At 72.7% G+C, this 18861-nt stretch carries 13 protein-coding genes; 3 read left to right on the top strand and 10 right to left on the bottom strand.

Going from position 1 to position 18861, the window contains the following annotated elements; all coding sequences use genetic code 11:
* Window positions 1-4: 4 nt before the first annotated feature.
* Complete coding sequence (locus NMK44_RS33635; protein ID WP_254750280.1) at window positions 5-1993, bottom strand: AfsR/SARP family transcriptional regulator; 1989 nt, start codon at window positions 1991-1993, stop codon at window positions 5-7.
* Between the two features lie 154 nt (window positions 1994-2147).
* Here NMK44_RS33635 and NMK44_RS33630 point away from each other — a divergent pair, with 154 nt between their 5' ends.
* Entirely contained in the window at window positions 2148-3044 is an 897-nt protein-coding gene (locus NMK44_RS33630; RefSeq protein ID WP_254750278.1) for an alpha/beta fold hydrolase, read from the top strand.
* Here the strand turns inward: NMK44_RS33630 and NMK44_RS33625 are convergent, their stop codons facing one another.
* The 9 genes from NMK44_RS33625 to NMK44_RS33585 form a co-directional block, all read right to left on the bottom strand.
* Window positions 3045-3233: a hypothetical protein gene (locus NMK44_RS33625; protein ID WP_254750276.1), complete on the bottom strand. Its 189-nt coding sequence runs from the start codon at window positions 3231-3233 to the stop codon at window positions 3045-3047.
* Window positions 3234-3251: 18 nt separating this feature from the next.
* The gene (locus NMK44_RS33620) at window positions 3252-4556 is read right to left on the bottom strand and encodes an MFS transporter (protein ID WP_254750274.1); all 1305 of its coding nucleotides are present in this window, start codon (window positions 4554-4556) and stop codon (window positions 3252-3254) included.
* On the bottom strand, window positions 4553-5797 hold the full coding sequence (locus tag NMK44_RS33615) for an ATP-grasp domain-containing protein (protein WP_254750272.1): 1245 nt from the start codon (window positions 5795-5797) through the stop codon (window positions 4553-4555). Before NMK44_RS33615 ends, NMK44_RS33620 begins: the two co-directional genes overlap by 4 nt.
* Entirely contained in the window at window positions 5794-6921 is a 1128-nt protein-coding gene (locus tag NMK44_RS33610) for a pyridoxal-phosphate dependent enzyme (protein ID WP_374215378.1), read from the bottom strand. Before NMK44_RS33610 ends, NMK44_RS33615 begins: the two co-directional genes overlap by 4 nt.
* The gene (locus tag NMK44_RS33605) at window positions 6918-7949 is read right to left on the bottom strand and encodes an ABC transporter substrate-binding protein (protein ID WP_254750270.1); all 1032 of its coding nucleotides are present in this window, start codon (window positions 7947-7949) and stop codon (window positions 6918-6920) included. The genes NMK44_RS33610 and NMK44_RS33605 overlap by 4 nt, the downstream gene beginning before the upstream one ends.
* A complete protein-coding gene (locus tag NMK44_RS33600) occupies window positions 7949-8764 on the bottom strand; it encodes an ABC transporter ATP-binding protein (protein WP_254750268.1) in 816 nt (271 codons plus the stop codon). The genes NMK44_RS33605 and NMK44_RS33600 overlap by 1 nt, the downstream gene beginning before the upstream one ends.
* Entirely contained in the window at window positions 8765-9835 is a 1071-nt protein-coding gene (locus NMK44_RS33595; RefSeq protein ID WP_254750266.1) for a FecCD family ABC transporter permease, read from the bottom strand.
* Between the two features lie 68 nt (window positions 9836-9903).
* The gene (locus tag NMK44_RS33590) at window positions 9904-10644 is read right to left on the bottom strand and encodes a class I SAM-dependent methyltransferase (RefSeq protein WP_254750264.1); all 741 of its coding nucleotides are present in this window, start codon (window positions 10642-10644) and stop codon (window positions 9904-9906) included.
* A 101-nt stretch (window positions 10645-10745) separates the two neighbouring features.
* The gene (locus tag NMK44_RS33585) at window positions 10746-13496 is read right to left on the bottom strand and encodes a helix-turn-helix transcriptional regulator (RefSeq protein WP_254750325.1); all 2751 of its coding nucleotides are present in this window, start codon (window positions 13494-13496) and stop codon (window positions 10746-10748) included.
* A 347-nt stretch (window positions 13497-13843) separates the two neighbouring features.
* Between NMK44_RS33585 and NMK44_RS33580 the strand changes: the two genes are divergently transcribed.
* Entirely contained in the window at window positions 13844-16750 is a 2907-nt protein-coding gene (locus NMK44_RS33580; protein WP_254750262.1) for a helix-turn-helix transcriptional regulator, read from the top strand.
* Between the two features lie 628 nt (window positions 16751-17378).
* Entirely contained in the window at window positions 17379-18848 is a 1470-nt protein-coding gene (locus NMK44_RS33575) for a carbohydrate-binding protein (RefSeq protein WP_254750260.1), read from the top strand.
* Window positions 18849-18861: the final 13 nt, after the last annotated feature.

Below are 18861 nucleotides of genomic sequence, written 5' to 3'. Positions count from 1 at the left end.
CGCTTCACCGCGGGCGGCGCAGGGCCGTGGTGAGGGTGTCCAGATGTCCGGAGACCGGGCCCAGGGTCAGCAGCCCGCTGCCCGCACCGGCCAACTCCTCGGCTGCCGGGGCAAGTTCATGGTGTGCCCGCTCCATCGTCTCCCGGTCGTCCAGGTCCACGGCCGCCCGGGCGAGCAGGCACCACAGTGCCTCGGACAGCAGATCGCCCGGTGGGTCGGGGGCGTCGCGCAGCGCGGCCGCCGCCTCGTCGCGGCGGTCCCGGGCCAGCAGCACCAGCGGGCGGGTCCAGGGCGCGTAGGGTCCCCAGTCGGTGTGTTCGCCGACCGGGGCGGGAGAGCCGTGGCGCAGCGCTACGGACAGCAGCGCGAGCGGCAGCAGACCGCGCTCCACACCGGGCATCCCCGCACCGTCCAGACGCGCGGCGGCGGCCCGGTAGGCCGACTCCTGTGCGGTGCCCGGGCCGCCGCCGGTGGCGGCGAGCCGCAGCGCCCGGTACCACTGGGTGAACACGCCCACCAGCGGCAGCTCATGGCGTGCCGCCAGCCGGTCCGCGGCGGCCGCGTGGCCGTCGGCCCCGGGGAAGTCGGCGTGTGCGCAGCGGGCCTGGAGGCGGATGAGGTGGCCCAGCACCTCGAAGGTGGTCAGACCGTGGCGGGTGGACAGGGTGATCAGCTCGGCGCCGATCCCGTCCCGACGGGGCGCCAGCCCGGCGTGGTAACAGCTCTGCAGGAAGGTGCCGTTGAGGGCGAACGCCAGCAAGGTGGGGTCGTCCAGGTCGCGGGCGATCCGCTCGGCCTGTCCGGCGGCCTGGCGGCCGCGTGCCGAGCGGGTGCCCCGTGACTCCATGGCGATGGTGGCCAGCAACCGGGCGCGTGCGGACGGAGGTCCGCCGGGCGGCAGGGCCGCCAGGGTGCGCTCGGCCGCCGCGACCACCCGGGCCGCCTGGTGCGGATCGTCCGAGCGTGTCCAGATCGCCGGGACGTCATAGGCGCCGATCACCCGGGCGGTCAGCTCCGGGTCGCCCAGTTCCTCGGCCGCAGCGACGGCCGCCACCCGGTGTTCACGGGCGGCCTCGAGACCGCCGCCGCCGGACACCGCGAGCTGGCGCAGCAGGCCGGCCGTCGACTCCAGCCGGTTCCGTGCGCCGGAGGCCACGGTGCGGTCGTACGCCGCGGTGGTCCGGGCCCACACCCGCTCGGCCGCGTCCGCCGGGCCGGCGTCGGGCCGGGCCGCGGTCTCGAGGTGGTCCGCCTGGTCGAGGATGTCCCGCTCCAGCCGGCGCAGCCCCGGCCCGGGATCCACCCCCAACTGCTCGACCAGCAGGGCCCGCGCCCGCCGCAGCACCGCCAGCGCGTCGCCCTGCCGACCGGTGCGGTACAGCGCGAGGGCCAGCAGCCGCCAGGCGTCCTCGCGCCACGGGTGCTCCCCGGTGTGTGCCTCCAGGTCAGGCACCACCTCACCGGCGCGGCCCAGGGCCAGCCGGGCCTCGGCGCGGCGCTCGACGGCGTGCAGCCGCAGGCCCGTCAGCCGTGAGCGTTCGGCGCGGGCCCAGGGCTCGTCGGCGAACTCCGCGTACGCGGGCCCGCGCCATCGCCCCAGCCCCGATTCCAGCCGTGCGAGCGCGTCCCCGGGCGGAAGGGCCGCGGCGGTGGTCAGCTCCTCCTCGAAGCACCAGGCGTCCACCGTGTCGCGCCCGGCGCGCAGCGCGTACCCCGGGCCCTCGGTCACCAGCAGCCGGGCGGGGGTGCGGGGCGTGCGCCGGGGCTCCAGCGCACGGCGCAGCGCGGCCACGAAGGTGCGTACCGCGCTCACGGCGCCCGCGGGAGGGTCCGGCCACAGATCGTCCACCAGGCGGCCCACCGGTACGACGCGTCCGCGGGCCACGATCAGCCGGGCCAGGACGGCGCGGTGCCGCGGCCCTTTGAGGGCGATGGGGTGTCCGGCGGCGTCCCACGCCGTCACCGGTCCGAGCACCCCGAAGACGACCCGCACCCCGGCCACCTCCTTCTTCGTGCCCCGCCACCCCCCCCGGGGACACTCCGGGTCTCCGCGGCCGTGTCCACGCTAGCGTGCTCATCGCGTGCTCATCCGGGCCCGGGAGGCTTACAGGGCTCCCGATCAGCTACCGGAAAGCGAGAACGCCGCCATGACCTCCGCCACCGCCCTCGCCGGTTTCGCGTACCGGCGTGTTCCCGTCGCCGACGGCGTGTCCCTGAACGTGGCCGTCGCGGGCTCAGGCCCCGCGATCGTGCTGCTGCACGGCTTCCCCCAGACCCATCTGATGTGGCGCCATATCGCGGCCGACCTGGTGGCCGACCATACGGTCATCTGTCCTGACCTGCGGGGTTACGGTGACAGCGATAAGCCGGAGGCCACCGGTGCGGATGTCTACGCCAAGCGGACCATGGCCGCCGACATCGTCCGGTTGGCGCGCGCCCTGGGGCATGAGCGCTTCGCCCTGGCCGGACACGACCGCGGGGCGCTGGTGGCCTTCCGCGCCGGTCTGGACCACCCGGCGGCCGTCAGCCATCTCGCCTGCCTCGATGTGCTGCCGACGGTGGACATGTGGGAGGTGATGGGCGGGACCGCCGCCGCCGTCGGTTTCCATCTGTATCTGATGGCCCAGCCGCCGGGGCTGCCGGAGCGGATGATCGGCGCCTGCCCGGACGCCTTCTTCGGCCACTTCCTCGATGTCTGGGCCCGCGACCCGCGGGCGGTTCCCGCCCAGGTGCGCGCCGCCTACCTGGACGCGTCCCGTGCGGCCGTGCCCTCGATCGTCGCCGACTACCGGGCCTCCGCGGGCATCGACGTCGACCACGACGAGGCCGACCGGCAGGCGGGTCACCGGCTGCGGATGCCGGTGACCGTACTCCAGCAGGACTGGGGTGCCGCCCTCGGCTTCGACGCCGCGGCCCGGTGGCGGGCCTGGGCGCCCGATCTGCGCCACACCACCGTCACCGGCGGTCACTTCATGGCCGAGGAGACACCCGCCGATGTCACCGCGGCTCTCAGGGAGCTGCTGGCCCGCCGACCGCGATCGTGACTACAGCCCGTAGCGGACCATCCACTCCTCGTCGTTGTACGCGTTCCTCGCCGGGTCCTGGGCGATGGCCGGGCGCTCCTCCACCATCTCCTCGGGCCGCACCCGCTCCGGCAGCGCCCCGAAGCGCGTATGCCGCCGCTCCTCGGCGGGGTCCCGGGTCTCCTTCTGGTCCTTCTCCGCGTGGCTCATCCTCGCCTCCTCACGCGGTCAAACGCCGGTGTCTGCGGAGTTGTTCCCTCCGGTACGCCCGGTGGCGGCGGTGGCCGCGGGGTGTCGCGCGGCCCGCGCGCAGTGGGCTGAGCGCATCCGGCGCAGGGTTGCGATCAGGAGTGGGGGCAGGGCCACGCACTGGAGGGCGACCGCGGCCCAGAACAGGCCGGTGTGACCGGATCGTTCGGCCATTTCGTAGCCTCCGCCTCCGGCGGTGCCGCTGAGGAAGGCGCCGATGCCCGCCGCGAGCCGCTGGCGTCCGAAGACGACGGCGGGGGAGCGGGTGGAGCGGGCCAGTGCCTCGAGGTCGTTCTTGAGGAACAGCGTGGTCTCCGCGCAGCAGATGAGCAGGGATCCGACGAGGATGGCGAGGTGGCCGCCGAGGGCGAGGGCGGCCATGCCCGTGGCCATCGCCGCGAACCCCAGCCGCAGGACATGTCCGTAGGGCAGCCGGGCCACCCGGTCGGACACCAGCGGCTGGGCGACCACCAGCAGCAGCGCGTAGAGCGCGAGGACCAGGCTGTAGTACGCGGTCGAGGTGCGGGGCACGGCGTACAGCGCCAGATAGTGCTGGAAGAACATGAACACGTACAGGCTCAGCACGGTGATCCCGAAGGGGAGGGCGCCGGGGCCGAGAAGCCGGTCGCCCAGGCGCCGCGCCACCGGAACCGTGGTCTTCGGCGCGGTGGCGCCCGGCTCCGCCGCCGGGGGGCCGGCCGCGGCCGCGGGGGATTCCGCGGGCAGCAGCGCATGGCCCGCGGTGACGGCCGCGAACAGGGCCGTCACCGCGGCGAAGAGCCCGGCCGAGGAGTCGAGTACGAAGGGGGCCGCGGCCAGGGGGCCCAGGGCGATCCCGGCGTTGAGTGCCGAACCGCTGGTGGACAGCAGCAGCGGGCGCTGTGAGGCGTCGGCGGAGTGCACCAGATACGCCTTGTTCGCCGGGAGGTAGAGCGCAGCGCCGCAGGAGACGAGGAAGAGCGCGGCCACCGCCGCGGCGGTGTGGGTCAGCCCGGGGAGGAACGCCGCGAACCCCGCCGTACGGATCACCAGCGCCAGCACCATGGTGTGCCGCAGTCCGATGCGGTCCGCGACGGCCCCGCCCACCACCCCGCCGGAGAACTGCACCAGCGAGGCGGTGGCGAGCACGATGCCGACGGTGCCCAGCCCCATGCCCAGCCGTTCATGGAGCAGGACGGACATGAAAGGCAGCACGGCGTAGCTGCCCAGCGGGATCAGGAAGGAGCCCGCGAGCAGGAACCGCTGGGGGCCGGTGAGTCCGGCGAGCCCGGTGCGCAGGCTCACCCCGGGCCGTCGGTGGTGATGACGGGACGGACGCTGCCCGCCGCGCTGAGCGCCCGGTGCAGGGCCAGTTCCGCCGTCGGTGCCTCGGCGAGCACGATCCCGGTGCAGCCGCGCTGGTCGGTCAGGTGCTCCAGCCGGCTCCCGGGGGTGGCGGTGGGATACCACTCGGGGGCGCCGGGGAAGTCCGCCAGCCGTTCCAGACCGGTCCAGCCGGTGAGGGTGCCCGGGCGGTCGGGGTAGAGCAGGACGAAGCCGGTGGCGGGGCCGCCGCCCCCGTCGTCGTGGGTGTCCAGCAGTGCGGGGCGGCGGCCGAGCGCGGTGTCGACCATGGCGTCGTACACATTGGTGTTCAGGGCGCGGCACAGCGATTCGCCGACGAGGGCTCCGCCGATGCGGCGGTTGATCTCCACCAGTTCCGGCCCCTCGCGGGTGAGGACGAACTCCACATGGGCGAAGCCGCTGTCGTGACCGGCCGTCTTGAGGACGCGGGCCACCCAGTCCTGGATCGTGTGGTGGTCCGGTCCGGGGAGGACGACGGGGAAGGCGGCGGCCTCCTCCCGGACGGCGGGCGCGGGGGAGAGCTGTCGGCTGAGGACCCCGAGCAGTCGGGTGCTCCCCGCCCAGCTGAGGGTTTCCGCGCTGTACACGGGACCGGCGAGGTACGGCTCGGCGAACAGCCGTCCGGTGAGCCGCTGCCGGGCGGCTTCGGCCAGTGCCGCGCGGAGCTCGTGTTCCTCGCGGACCAGCCACACATGGCGCGAGGAGGTGCCGGAGGAGTCCTTGAGGACGGCGGGCAGACCCACCGCGCGCAGGACGTCGGCGGCCGCGTCCCCGGTGGCCACGGCCTCCGGGGTGAGGGCCAGGGCCCGGCCCCGGCTGAGTCCGTGGTCGTTCAGGACGTTGCGGACGCGGTGTTTGTCGCGCAGCAGGCGCACCGCGTCCGGGTCGGGTCCGGGCAGTCCGAGGCGCGCGGCGAGGTCGGCGCCCATGACACTCCAGGTGTCGGTGGAGTTGATCAGTCCGTGCAGGGAGGGCAGGACGGTCAGGGCGTCGGCGGTGGCTTTCTCGTCGCCGGTGTCGACGTCGACGATGTCCAGTGTGCCGGGCGGCAGTTGGGACAGTTCATGGCGGTAGGCGGCGCGGTCCCGGGTGAGCAGGCACAGCCGGTGTCCGGCGGTGCCGGCCGCTTCGGCCAGCCGTCCCAGTCCGAAGGTGAGGGCTTCCAGGGCGGCGATGGTCATGGGGTGCGGTCCTCCTGGGCGGTGCTGGACGAGGGGCGGCCCGCAGCGGCCCCGGGTGCGAGCGCCACGTCGTGGCTCCGGCGGCCCCAGTCCATCGTGGACCAGGGCATGGCGAGTTCCTCGAGGCGGGTGATCCGGCGGGGCGCGAGCGTGCGCGGGTCGGGGGCTTCGTGGTGGCGGGCGAAGACCCGCTCGGTGTAGCGGTGTCCGGTGTCCGCGCCGATGACCAGGTGTGTCCGCTCCGGGTGGCGCGCGGCCTCCCAGGCGGTGACGAGGTGGGCGGCGCCGGTGGACAGTCCGGCGAACACCGCGTGGTCGCGCAGCAGTCCGACGGCGCCCGCCATGGCGTGGCGGAAGTCGACCCAGTGCAGGGTGTCGTAGAGCTCGTGGCGGACGTTGTCGAAGGCGATGGAGCTGCCGATCCCGGCGATGATGGCCTCGGGGTCCTGGAACCCCTCGCTGCCGAAGGTGACGCTGCCGAAGGGCTGGACGCCCAGCAGGGTGACGGCCCGGCCGCGGTCCCGCAGCGGGCGCACCAGCCCACCGGTGGAGGCCCCGGTGCCGACGGCGCCGACCACGGTGAGCGGGACCCCGGGCAGGGCCTCGTCGACCAGATCGGCGAACTCGCGGTAGCCGGCGTAGTGCACGGCGTCGTGGTACTGGCGCATCCAGTGGGTGCCGGGCTGGTCGGCGATGAGCTGCCGCACCCGGCGGACCCGGCGTTCCTGGTCCAGCCGCAGGTCCTGGGAGGGCGGCATCTGGTCCACGGTGGCGCCCAGGATCTCCAGTTGGGCGCGCATGGCGGCGTCGACGGTGGTGGAGGCCACGATGTGGCAGCGCAGTCCATAGCGGTGGCAGGCCATCGCCAGGGCCAGGGCGTAGATACCGCTGGAGCTGTCCACCAGGGTCTGGCCGGGGCTGATGGTGCCGCGTTCCAGGAGGGTGCGCACCGCGCCGAGGGCGGCGTAGACCTTCATCGTCTCGAAGCGCGCGAGGACCACGTTGTCGGTCAGCCGGAGCAGATCGGGGGTCTTCGTGGCGTCGGTGATGTGGTCGTGGACCAGGGCGGAGGGCGCCGCCGCGGTGTGCGCGGCGGCGGGCAGGGAGGTCACTTGGGTGGTCACCGGCCCACCGACCTCAGATAGCGGCCGAGGTCCTCGGCGCCCTTGACGTTGCGCGGCCCGCTGACGGCGTCGCCGTAGGAGATGACATGGAAGCGGTTGTTCCGCACGGCGGGCACGGACTTCATGGCGGGCTGGGACTTCAAGTACCTGATCTTCTCCCGGGCGGACTGGCCCGCGTAGTCGACCACCACGATGACCTCGGGCTTCGCCTTGGCCACCGGCTCCCAACCGACCGTGGTCCAGCCCTTGTCGAGGTCGTCGAGCACGTTCTGGCCGCCCGCGGCGGCGATGATGTCGTTCGGCGCGGCGTGGCGCCCGGCGGTGAACGGCTGGTCGGTGCCGGAGTCGTAGACGAACACCCGGGCCGGATCGCCCTTGTCGGGCCAGGTCTTCTTGAGCGCGGCGACCCGGCTCTTGAGACCGGCCACCAGCCGCTCGGCCCGGGGACTCACCCCGAAGATCTTGCCGATGGCGCGCAGATCGGTGTAGAGCGCCCGGAGCGGCGGTACGTCGGCGGCCCCGCTGCCGTAGTCCCAGCAGGTCTCGGTGTGCACGTAGGAGGCGATGCCCACCTTCTTCAGCAGGGCCGGGGTGATGCCGCGGTCCTCGCCGAAGCCGGAGTTCCATCCCGCCAGGACCCAGTCGGCCTCGGCGTTCACGACGATCTCGCGGGTGATGCGTTCGGTGCCCAGCCGGTCGACCTTCGCGTAGTCGGCGCGCCAGGGGGATCCGGCGATGGAGGGATCGCCCAGCTTGTTCATCACATAGCCGCGCATCCGGCCGCCGAGGCCGAGGGCGAACATCTTCTCCGCCCCGCTGACGTCATAGGCCACGGCCCGCTTCGGGCGGGTGTAGGTGATGTCCTTGCCGCAGTTGGAGACGGTGACCTCGGCGGACTTGCCGCCCTTGTCGGACCGGTCGACCTCGGCTCCGCAGCCGGTGACCGGCAGTACGGCGGCCACCAGCCCGGCGATCCAGGCGGCGCGGGCGCGGACCGTGCGACGAGGGGGCAGATGGGCTCGGATCATCAGCGCGTTCCTTCCTGAACCGCCCCGGGGGACGGTGAGGACGTGTCGAAGGGGACGAAGTCGTACAGGAGTTGGGGGGTGCCGGTGCGCGGATGGCGTACGACGGTGGCATCGACGCCGAACACCTCACGCACCAGCTCCGGGGTGAGCACCTCGGCCGGGGCCCCGGAGGCCACCAGGCAGCCGTGGCTGAGCACGGCGATGCGGTCGCATACGGCGGCGGCCAGGTTCAGATCGTGCAGCGCGGTCAGCACGGTCAGCTCCGCGCCGCGGAGGAACGACAGCAGCCGCACCTGATGGCGTACGTCCAGGTGGTTGGTGGGTTCGTCGAGCACCAGCACCCGGGGCTCCTGCACCAGGGCGCGGGCCACCAGGACCCGCTGGCGCTCCCCGCCCGAGATTGTGAGCACACTGCGGTCCGCCAGGTGCGCCACGTCCAGCCGGTCCATCGCCGTCCGGCACAGCTCGCGCTCCCGTCCGGTCAGCGGGCCGTTGCCGCGGCTGTGCGGGGTGCGGCCCAGGGCAATCACCTCGGCCACCGTGAAGTCCAGTTCGGTGTGGCTCTCCTGGGTCAGCGCGGCGATGGAACGGGCGCTCTCCCGCAGTGGTACCGACGCCAGATCGGTGCCGTCCAGCAGCACCGCGCCGCTGGTGGGGCGGAGCGCCCGGTACACACAGCGCAGCGCCGTGGACTTGCCGCTGCCGTTCGGGCCGACCAGTCCCACCATCCGGCCGGCGGCCACGTCCAGGCTGAGCCGGTCGACCAGGGTGCGGCCCGCGGCCTGAACCGACAGCTCGCGCAGGCGCAGGGTCATCTAGCGGCCTCCGAACAGATAGCCGCGGCGGCGCATCAGCGAGATGAAGACGGGCACCCCGATCAGCGCCGTGATCACGCCGAGGGGCAGTTCCTCGGGCGCGAAGGCGGTACGGGCCACCAGGTCGACCCAGACCATGAAGCACGCCCCGGCCAGCGGCGCGACCGCGAGCACCCTGCGGTGGGCGGAACCGACCAGGATCCGCACCACGTGCGGCAGTACCAGACCGACGAATCCGATCGCCCCGCTCACCGCGACGATCAGTCCGGTGACCCCGGAGGTGAGGACGAACAGTCTGCGCCGCAGCAGGCGCGCGTCCACGCCCATGCTGGCCGCGGTCTCGTCCCCCAGGGACAGTACATCCAGTGCCCGGCTCTGCCGCAGCAGCGCCACCACCGTGACCGCCACCGCGGCCGTCACCAGCGGCAGCGACTCCCAGGAGGCGGAGCCCAGTGAGCCCAGCAGCCAGAACAGCACGGTGCGCGCCGCCTGGCCGTTGGGGGAGAGGAACACCAGCACGCTCATCAGTGCCTGGAATCCGTAGGCGAGGGCCACCCCGGTCAGCACCAGCCGCAGCGGGGTAAGTCCCAGTGGGCTCCGCGCGGCGAGGTACACCAGCAAGGTGGCGCCGAGCGCACCGAGGAAGGCGGCGGCCGACAGCGCGTACACCCCGAGCGAGGCGAACAGTCCGAAGACCACCACGGCGGTCGCGCCGACCGAGGCGCCGGAGGAGATCCCCAGGACGAAGGGGTCGGCCAGCGCGTTACGGACCAGGGCCTGGACCGCGACCCCGACGACGGACAGACCCGCGCCGACCACCGCGGCGAGCAGCACCCGCGGGGTGCGGATCTCCCAGACCACGGAGTAGTCCGTGACCTCCTCCGCCCCGATCCGGCCCCCGGTGACGGCCGCGGCGAGATAGTGCAGCACATCGCCGAAGGGGACGACGGTGGGGCCGAGGGCCACCCCCGCCACCACCGAGATCGCCAGGAAGGCCGAGAGCAGTACGAGGATCGTCCTCGTACCGACCCGGACTGGCGTCCGGCCGCTGGTCACCGGTGCCTTGGTCATGCGGTCCTCTCCACGCGGGCCCCGGGGGCACGGTGTGTCCCCGGGGTAGGTAGTCGGACGACGGGGCGTCAGAGTTCCCGCGTTCCGCGCACGATGAGCCGCCGGGCGTGCTGGTCGTAGGGGGAGCCGTCGAAATCGCCGAAGCACTCCACCTTGGTGAAGCCCACCTGTTCGAACAGCGAGCGCAGTTCCGTCCCGCTGTAGAGGAAGGAGGTGATGGAGGCTTCCCGGGCCGTCTCCCCGCGCACCAGGGTCCAGTCGGTGCGCAGCCGGGACCAGTCGTCCAGGACGGTGTCCCGCTGCACCACGTACGCGTCCTCCAGCTCCACCACCTGGGGGCGGCCGATCCAGCCCGCGAGCACCTCCTTGCCCATGACGTCGATCAGCAGCCGCCCGCCGGGTGCCAGTGACTCATAAGCGTTGCGCAGCACCCGGACGTTGTCCTCGGGGTCGTCGAAGTAGCCGAAGGAGGTGAAGACGTTCAGCACCACGTCATAGGCGCGCGGTTCGACGTGGTCGAGCATGTCGGCGCGCATCAGGCGGACGTCCACCCCGGCGTCCGCGCACGCCGCGCGGGCCCGCTCCAGCATCACCGGGCTCAGGTCCACCCCGGTGACGGTGTGGCCGCGTGCCGCCAGGGGCACCAGGTAAAGACCCGGTCCGCAGCACAGGTCCAGCACCCGGGAGCCGGTGGGGAAGTCCAGCAGCGGGGAACCGGCGATGAGCTCCCGGGTCTGCTCCCTGCGGCGCTCGGAGAACATCGTCTCGGAGAAGTCCGACCAGAAACCGTCGTCCTCGTACCAGTGCATGACGTCCTCCGTCGCGGGGTTCCCTCACCGGCCGGTGCGCCGGTGATCAGGTAGTCGTACGCTCCGGCGGTCCGGTTCCCGTGACTTCGGCGGGGGTGGGGTCAACGGCGTCCGGGCTGGAGCAGATTGCGGAGGTGACGCCGGTCGTGGACGTTGTGCTTGGCGTAGATGTTGCTCAGGTGGTACTCGACCGTCTTGGTGCTGAGGTACAGCTCCTCGGCGATCTCCCGGTTGGTCCAGCCGCGGGCCACCAGACCGGCGATGTCCTTCTCCCGGTCGGTCAGTGAGCTCCAGAACCCGCGGGACAGCGTCCGCTCCCGCGCGCTGTCCGCGGCGCCGAGCAGCGACCGGCAGCGGTCCGCGTACGGCTTCGCCCCCAGCCGTTCGAACGTCCGCCCTGCGCGCCGCAGTTGTTCCCGCGCCCGTTCGACGTCGCCCGCCCGCATCAGCAGGGCCCCCAGATCGTGGCGGATGACGGCCTTGTGCAGCACCGGGTCACCGCCCTGGGCCGTCACCGCGAGTCCGGCAGTGAACTCCCGGACCGCGCCCTCGGTGTCCCCGGTGGCGGCGGCGATGCTGCCCTTGACCCACTGGACCGACACCGGGAGGAGGGCACCGTGCGGGTGGGCCGACTCCAGTTCCGCCAGGACCCTGCGGGCCCGGTCGAGGTCGCCGGTGTGTGCGCAGGCGATACCGAGGAGGGGCAGGTGGCGGCTGGCGTAGAGCCGTGACCGGGTGAGATTGGCGGGCTCCTCATGGGCCCGTGCCAGCAGGCCGACCACCCTCGCGTCGTTCCCCCGGGTGAACTCCACCGCGGCCTGGGTGGCGGCCAGATGGAAGCCCGGCCCGGCGTAGTCGGCCGTCGACTCCAGCTCCAGCGCCTCCTGGAGGTCCGCCCGGGCCTCCTCCGGACGGCCGGTGAAGGCATAGAGGATGGCGCTGAGACAGTGCAGGGTGAAGAAGTCGACCGAACGCCCCGTCGTCTGGGCGACGTCGAAGGCCACCGAGAGGCTGCGGCGGGCCTCCTGCCACTCGCCGAGGAGGAAGTGGCACCACGCGCCGTTGTGCAGCGCCGAGACGCTGCTGATCCGCGACACTCCCAGGCTGCGCCGCCGGGCGGCCACGGAGAGGTCCGACAGCGCCCCGGTGAGGTCCCCGGCGAGGCCGCGGAACATGCCGCGGTAGGTGAGGGTGTCGGTGTCCGGGACGGGGACCCGGTCCGGGTCCGCGCTGAGCCCGTCCATATGGCGCAGCCCCTCGGCCGGTCCGCTGAGCAGCGCGTGACCGTAGGCGGCGGTGGCACGGGCCATACCGCGTACGGCCTCGTCCCGGGTGTGCCGCAGGGCGAAGGCGGACGAGGCCAGCGACTCCCGTCCGAGCCCCAGGGAGCCCTCCGCGACGCCGAGTTCGGCGGCCGCGGTGGCGGCGTCCTCGGGCATTCCGGCCTCGCTGAACTCGTCCCGGGCCCGGCGCAGATAGGTGCTCGCCCTGGTGTCCTGCCCGTCGGCGAAGCTCAGCAGCCCCAGCGCCTCCTGGCGCTGAGGTCCGGACGGTGTCCGCAGCACCTGGTCGTAGTGGTGCAGCGCCGCCCGGTACTGGGTGCTGATCACCAGCATGCGCACGGCCCTGAGCAGTGCGTCCTGCCGTCGGGCGCCGTCGGGGTCGCACTGGGAGGAGGCCAGGACGTACTCGGCGGCCAGCGACACATGTCCGGCCTGGAGTTCGCGGTCTGCCGCGTGTGCCAGTTCATCGGCCAGCGGCGCGTCGTAGGTCTGGGCGGCCGCGATCTGGTGGCGCCACCGGGTGGGCGGTTCGAGCGTTTCGGCGACGGCGCGGTGTGCCCGGGTCTTCTCCGGCTGCGGAATGGCGGCGTACAGCGCCTCCCGCTGGCCGGTGTGCATCAGCCGGAGCTGGGGCGCGCCACCGGTCCGCGTCCACTGGGCCGCGTGCTGCTGCACCAGGGGTTCGGCGTCGGTGACCACGGTCTCCGAGGCGAGCAGTTCGCCGAGGAGGGGGACGGAGGCGGGTGTGTCGAGGACGGCGAGCAGATCGAGGATGCGGCGGCTGGCCGGGGGGAACGAACGGGCCCATTCACCGACCGCCTCGCTCAGCGAGGTGGGGATCCGCAGTGTTCCCGGATCGTCGGGGAACGCTCCCGCGTGAGCGCCCAGGACGGCCCGGAGGTAGAGCGGGTTGCCGCGGCTCCAGCCGACGAGGTTGCGCAGCCGTGATTCGGAGGGTGCCCGGCCGTTCCTGGTCTGGAGGAACTGCCGGGTCTCCGGCACCGTGAAACCACCCAGCGCGATGTGCTGCACCGCGTTGCCCAGGCCGTTCAGCCCCATGTCGCGGGCGGTGCGGGCGGGGCGCTGGGTGGCCACGACCGTCAGGACGCGGTCGGCGCGCAGCCGCAGCAGTGCGAACCCGAGGGTCTGGAGGGAGTCGAGGTCGATGTCGTGGGCGTTGTCCAGCCACAGGAGTAGGGGTGCGTGCTGCTGCGCGGTGTCGAGTGCGCCGAGCACCGCTCCCCCGAAGGCCAGAACGGACGGCTGTTGTCCGGAGTATTCGGGGGCGGCGGTATTTCTGCCGTACGTGGTGGTGACGTCGTCCAGAAGCCTGAGTACGGCGGCGAAAGGGATATCGATTTCCGCTCGATTACCCTCGGTCCGCAGGGCCGTGAAGGTGTCCCCGAGGCTTTCTGAGAAATGCTGGACCAGCATGGTCTTGCCGATTCCGGTCGGTCCGGACAACAAGATGACTTTAGGGCTGCCATGGGTTGCGGCATGAGCCTTGTGGCGTAGCTGGTCCAGCTCGTCGATTCGGCCGATGAACGATTCGGTGTCCTCTTCCTCCATGTTCACCCCCGCGGTCTCTTTCTCCCGGTGAGGTAACACTGTGTAATCAATTCTACTCTGGTCCGCCCCGGGGTGCCGGGGCGGCGAGGGCAGGGCTGGCGGGGGTTGTCGGCGCCATCAGGGACTGGCGGGGTGTTTTGCCGCGTGGTTGTTTTGTCTGGGTTGTGGTGGGGTGTGGTCGGTGATTGTCCCTAGTAGGGCGCTGGGGTGGTTTTGTCATGGGTGTGGCTTAGGGTGTGGTGGTGTTAACGGGTGTCGTGGATTTTTCCGGCGCTATGGGTTTGTGGCTTTGCGGGAAGGGTTGTGTCGTCATCGACAGGGTGGATTGTTCGGGGGGTTCTGGGTGGTTGTCGAATTCCGAGTCGCCGGACGGTTTCGTGGGCAGGGAGATGGAACTCCGCCGACTGGGTGTGGTGGCACGGGGTGTTCGGCTGGGTGTGCCGGGTCTGGTCGTGGTGCAGGGGATGCCGGGGGCCGGGAAGTCGGCTCTCATCCGGCGTTTTGTCGCGGGGCTGGATGATTTCCTGGTGCTGGGGGCCCGGGGTGCCGGGGACGGCGTGGGTGTGCCGTACGGCTGTGTGGGGGAGTTGGTGTCCGGGGCCGGTGGGGCTTCGGGCAATGGTGTGGTGCCGGTGGGCGGCGGAAGTGTGATGGCCCCCGGCGTCGTGGGGCGCCGACTGCTGGGCTGGGTGGGGGAGTTGCAGGGGGCGTCACCGGTGGCGCTGGTGGTGGACTCCGCCGAAGGGGTGGACGCCGCCTCGCTCCAGGCGCTCGCGTCCATGATGCGGCGGATGGGGCGCGGCCGGGTGCTGGTGGTGCTGGGGGTGCGGTGGCCGCCGTCATGGGACGGTCCGACCCGGATGGCGGTGGAGGGGGTGGAGCCGGTCGTACGGGTGGGGCTGTCGGGGCTCGCGGTGGGTGAGGTCGGTGAGCTGGTCCGGCTGGCGGGCGGGGACGGGGCCGGTACGGAGGTGGTGCGGCGGCTGCACCGGTACACCGGTGGCCATCCGTCGTATGTGGCAAACCTGTTGGCGCTGGGGTGGCGGGAGGCATGGGACGTGGTGTCCGGCGAGGGGGCCGTGCCCTCGCGGCTGGCGGAAGTGGTGAGTCGGCAGATGGTGGGATTGCCGGTGGACAGCGGTCAGGTGCTGGAGGCGCTGGCCGTCCTGGGGGAGGCGGTGCCCGTCGCGGTGCTGAGCAGGGTGCTGGGCTACCGCGACTGCACCGCCGCGCTGGACGCGCCGGTGCAGGCCGGACTGGTTGAGTGGTCGGTGGAGGGAGACCTCCCGGCGGTGGGCTTCCGCCACCCGGTGCAGCGTGAGGCCGTCTACGGCGCCATGTCGCCCACCCGGCGACGGGAGTTGCACCGTGCCGCGGGCGCGGCCGTGAGCCGGCGTGGCGCGCTGGTGCACAAGGTGGCCTCGGCACAGGCGCCGGACCCCGCGCTGGCGGCGGAACTGGAGACGTTCGCGGGGCTGGAGCTGCGCGAGGGCAGGCTCGCCTCGGCCGCTCGCTATCTGTGGTGGGCGTCCGGACTGCTGGCGGCGGAGGACGAGGACCGCAGCGACCGCCTGGTGTTCGGCGCGATCCGGCTGTGGTTCTGGGCCGGGGCGGACGGGGAGGTGTCCCGTCGCGGCCAGGAGGTGTGCGCGCGGCGCCCATCGGTCCTGCGGGACGAGGCACTGGGACTGCTGGAGTTCGCCGCCGGACGGCTGATCGCCGCGCGGACCCTGCTGCGGCGGGCCTGCCGCACGGTGGCCACCACCGGACGCGATCCCCAAGTTGCCGTGCTGCTGGCCGAGTTGGCGGCGGTATGCGCGGTGCTCGGCGAAGGCGAGGAGGTCGAACGGGCCGCGGCGGCCGCCCTCACCGCCCTCGGTGCCCCGCGCGACACTCGTGGTGGCGTGCCACGTGTTGCCACCGGACGGGACCTCCGCGGGGCCGTCCGTGCGCACGGCCCCGCGGTGCCGGCCGGCGGTGGCAGGGCCGACACCGGCGGTGTGCGGACTCCGCCCGGTGGCGGAGCGGTGGTGCCCGGCGGAGTGGCCGGTGCCGCGCGGGCGTTCGCCGCGTACGGCCGGGCGCTGCGGGAGGGGGCGCTCCCCGGTCTGGACGCGTTCGGCTACCTCCCCGAGCGGCCCGACCGGGTCCGTGACGACGATCTGCTGGGGCTCGCGCTGCGCGGGGTGCTGCGCCTGGCGTCGGGCCGCTTCGCCGAGGCGGAGGCCGACCTCACGGCCGCCACGACCCGGGTGCGCCCGGAAGGCGAGCGCATCCTCGGCCTGTGCTCCCGGATGTACCTGGGCATCTGCCACTTCCTGACCGGCTACTGGGACCAGGCCGCCCGGGACATGGAACGCGGGCTGGCGATGGTCGAATCACACGGGCGGGTCTTCGACCGGGCCCTGCTCTTCTCCCTGAGCGCCATGATCGAGTCGGCGCGGGGAGACCAGAACGCCGCCGCCCGGAGCGTGGGGCTGGCCACCGAGGCCTCCCGTGACCTGGACTACGCGGGCCCGCAGTTCCACATCGCCCTGGCGCGGGCCATGACGGCACGGGCCAGGGGGGACTTCCGCGGAGTGCTGGCGGCCCTGCAGAACGTGGCCCAGCAGGCCGCGTACGTGGAACGGGCCCGGCTGTTCGCCGCCTGCTGGCTGCCGTTCCGGATCGAGGCGCTGATCGAGTGCGGCCGGCTGGAACAGGCGCGGCAGGCCATGACCGCGCTGGCGCCGGACACCGACCCGGACAACGCCCTGCTCGCCGTGGCCGACATCTGGTTGCGCGGACGGCTGGTGGAGGCCGGTGGCGATCCGAAGGCCGCGGAGGAGGTGTACGCCACGGCGGCCGACGCGCTGCGCCCGGAACAGGATGTGCCCCTGTACCGGGGGCTGCTGGAACAGGCGTACGGACGGTGTGTGGCGGCGCAGGGGCGGGTGGCCGACGCCCAGCGCCATCTCCAGGCGGCGGAGGCCACGTTCACCGCGCTGGGCGCCATCCCGTTCCAGGCCGCCTGCCGCGCCGATCTGGCGGCGCTGAGCACCCGGGAGGGGCTCGGCGAACTCGAAGCCCTGCTGACCCCGCGCGAGCGCGAGGTGGCCGGTCTGGTGGGACTCGGCCACACCAACCGGGAGATCGCACAGGAGTTGCTGTTGAGCGTGAAGACGATCGAGTACCACCTGCGCAGCATCTTCAGCAAACTCGGGGTGCGCAACCGCCGGGAGTTGCGCAACCGGGTGCAGGACCGGAGCTTATGACCCCGCGCGGGACCACTGCGTACGGCCGGGGCCCGGTGATGCGTCCGGAAATCGGACGGCGCCCGGGGCCGCCCTCGTATCACAGGGAACAGCCAGGGGTGAATGCGGCGTTGACGACGCACAGATGTTTCAAAACGAAATGATTTACATGGTCGCACTTCTCGCTCGGGCGTTTCATCGCCGTTACCGTACTGGCCAGTTAGGAAAGTTTTCTTGCTGGCGGGTGAAAACAATGGCGTCTGGTGCATAAGATGCTGATGTTCCCGGACGACCACGCAACCCGAAGAACTCCCACGATCGGACCGGCTGTTGGATCCCCGGCCGCCGTTGTCCATGCCCGCGCTCACCCGGTGTGAGGCGGCTCCCCCCTCACACCGGAACCCGCGTCGAAGTTGAAAGCAAAATGACCAACCAACGCGTACGCGGAGACCGGCGAAATCGTGGCAGGCGGGCACTGCGAAGAACTACACCATCGGGGTTGGACCATGCCATTGCTCGCCTGGAAGGCCAAGAAGGACACCCTCACCGCGGAGCGTGCCTTAGAGGGCCGTGCGGCACACTCATCCCCGCCGATCGGTGACGGCACCGGCTCCGCTCCGGCCGCGGGGTGTCCCGGGGGTGGCGGCCGATGAACCGGTCGGCGATGGCGTCGCTGGTCCGTGAGTCCGTCGACGGTGACATGGCGGCGCTCCGGGCGGTCCGGGAGGGCCGTACCGCGGTGTTCCGGGAGGTGTACGAACGCCACCAGGCATCCGTCCGTGCCTACGCGCTGACCTGCACCACCTCCCCGGCGCTCGCGGCGAAGCTGGTGTCGGAGGCGTTCGCCAAACTGGGGGAGCGGGTGGCCTCGCCGCATCCGCTGGACCGCGGCCGCCACGCGGGTTGCGTCCGGCTCCAGCTCCTGGAGTCCACCCGGCTGGCCGCGGTGGCCGACGCCCTGCGGCATCCACACGCCTTCTCGTCCGGTTTCATGGCGTGGATCGCCAGCGGTTCGGTGTGGCCGATGCACGACGACGGCCAGTTGCAGGTGGCCTATGAGGGGCTGACCCCGCTGGAGCAGTGCCTGTTGTGGCACGCCCTGGTCGAGCGGGACGACATGACCGCCCTCGCGGGCGTCACCGGCCTCACCGGCCGCGATCTGCGGGCGCGTCTGGCGACGGCCGACCGCGGTCTGCGGCGTTCGCGGATGGAGCTGTACCTCGAGCGGGTCGACAGCGAGGACTGCATCAAGATCCTCAGCGAGGGCGCCGGTCTCCCGTACGCGACGCCGAGTCCCGAGGTCACGGCGCATCTGGCCGCCTGCCCCCGGTGCCGGGCCCTCTACGAGGACCTGGTGCGGCTCGACGCCCGCGCGGCACGCCATCTGCCCCTGCGGCTGCTGGGGTGGTGGCCGGCCGAGGAGTACCGCCGCAACAAGGAGGCCGCCGCCCCCGAGGCACCGCGGGAACGGCCGGTGCGCACCGCGCCCGTGCCCCGTCCCGCCGGTGCGGGCCGCCGTCGGCACCGCGAGGCCGGACCGGTCCGGAAGGCGGTGATGTGGCTGCGCGGGACGAGCCACCGCACCACGGTCTTCGTCGCGGTGACGGTCACCGTGGCCACCGCGCTCACCGGCACCCTGGCGATGCGGTGGATGGAGTCGTCCGACCCGGCCCCCTGCGGACAGGGCGGTCAGGATCCCGGGACGACGGCCTCGCCGAAGGCGGGCCCCCCGCTGGCCTCGCGGCTGCGGGTCAATGCCGACGAGTACTCGGCTCAGGAGGGGGCCGAGGGGTCCCGCTCCGGCTACCGGCACGCCCGCAGCCTCAGTGGGGGCGACCAACTCCGCTACGACCAGGTCGACTTCGGCAAGGAAGGGGACGGCCGGCTGGTCACCCGGGTGTCCAACGGCGGTGAGAGCGGGGCGCGGCTGGAGTTCCGGCTCGACTGCGCGGACAGTGAGCCGTGGGCCCTCGTCACCGTCCCCGCGGACGGGGAGCAGGAGGACGTCACCGCCGAGGTCCAGGCCGTCCAGGGCAGACACACGGTGTTCATCACCGCGGTCTGTGACGCCCGCCGGGTGTGCGGGGACCTCCACTGGTTCGGCACCGTGGTCCGCTGACACCCGGAGCGGG

Source organism: Streptomyces cucumeris (assembly GCF_024295805.1).
Lineage (GTDB): Bacteria > Actinomycetota > Actinomycetes > Streptomycetales > Streptomycetaceae > Streptomyces > Streptomyces cucumeris.
Note: the sequence above shows the minus strand (reverse complement) of the source record. Positions and strands in the feature narration are given on the sequence as shown.

Excerpts from the sequence above, each read along its gene's own strand:
- NMK44_RS33630 (WP_254750278.1), top strand. The coding sequence starts at position 2,148 with ATGACCTCCGCCACCGCCCTCGCCGGTTTCGCGTACCGGCGTGTTCCC.
- NMK44_RS33625 (WP_254750276.1), bottom strand. The coding sequence starts at position 3,233 with ATGAGCCACGCGGAGAAGGACCAGAAGGAGACCCGGGACCCCGCCGAG.
- NMK44_RS33615 (WP_254750272.1), bottom strand. The coding sequence starts at position 5,797 with ATGACCATCGCCGCCCTGGAAGCCCTCACCTTCGGACTGGGACGGCTG.
- NMK44_RS33605 (WP_254750270.1), bottom strand. The coding sequence starts at position 7,949 with ATGATCCGAGCCCATCTGCCCCCTCGTCGCACGGTCCGCGCCCGCGCC.
- NMK44_RS33600 (WP_254750268.1), bottom strand. The coding sequence starts at position 8,764 with ATGACCCTGCGCCTGCGCGAGCTGTCGGTTCAGGCCGCGGGCCGCACC.
- NMK44_RS33595 (WP_254750266.1), bottom strand. The coding sequence starts at position 9,835 with ATGACCAAGGCACCGGTGACCAGCGGCCGGACGCCAGTCCGGGTCGGT.
- NMK44_RS33590 (WP_254750264.1), bottom strand. The coding sequence starts at position 10,644 with ATGCACTGGTACGAGGACGACGGTTTCTGGTCGGACTTCTCCGAGACG.
- NMK44_RS33585 (WP_254750325.1), bottom strand. The coding sequence starts at position 13,496 with ATGGAGGAAGAGGACACCGAATCGTTCATCGGCCGAATCGACGAGCTG.
- NMK44_RS33575 (WP_254750260.1), top strand. The coding sequence starts at position 17,379 with ATGAACCGGTCGGCGATGGCGTCGCTGGTCCGTGAGTCCGTCGACGGT.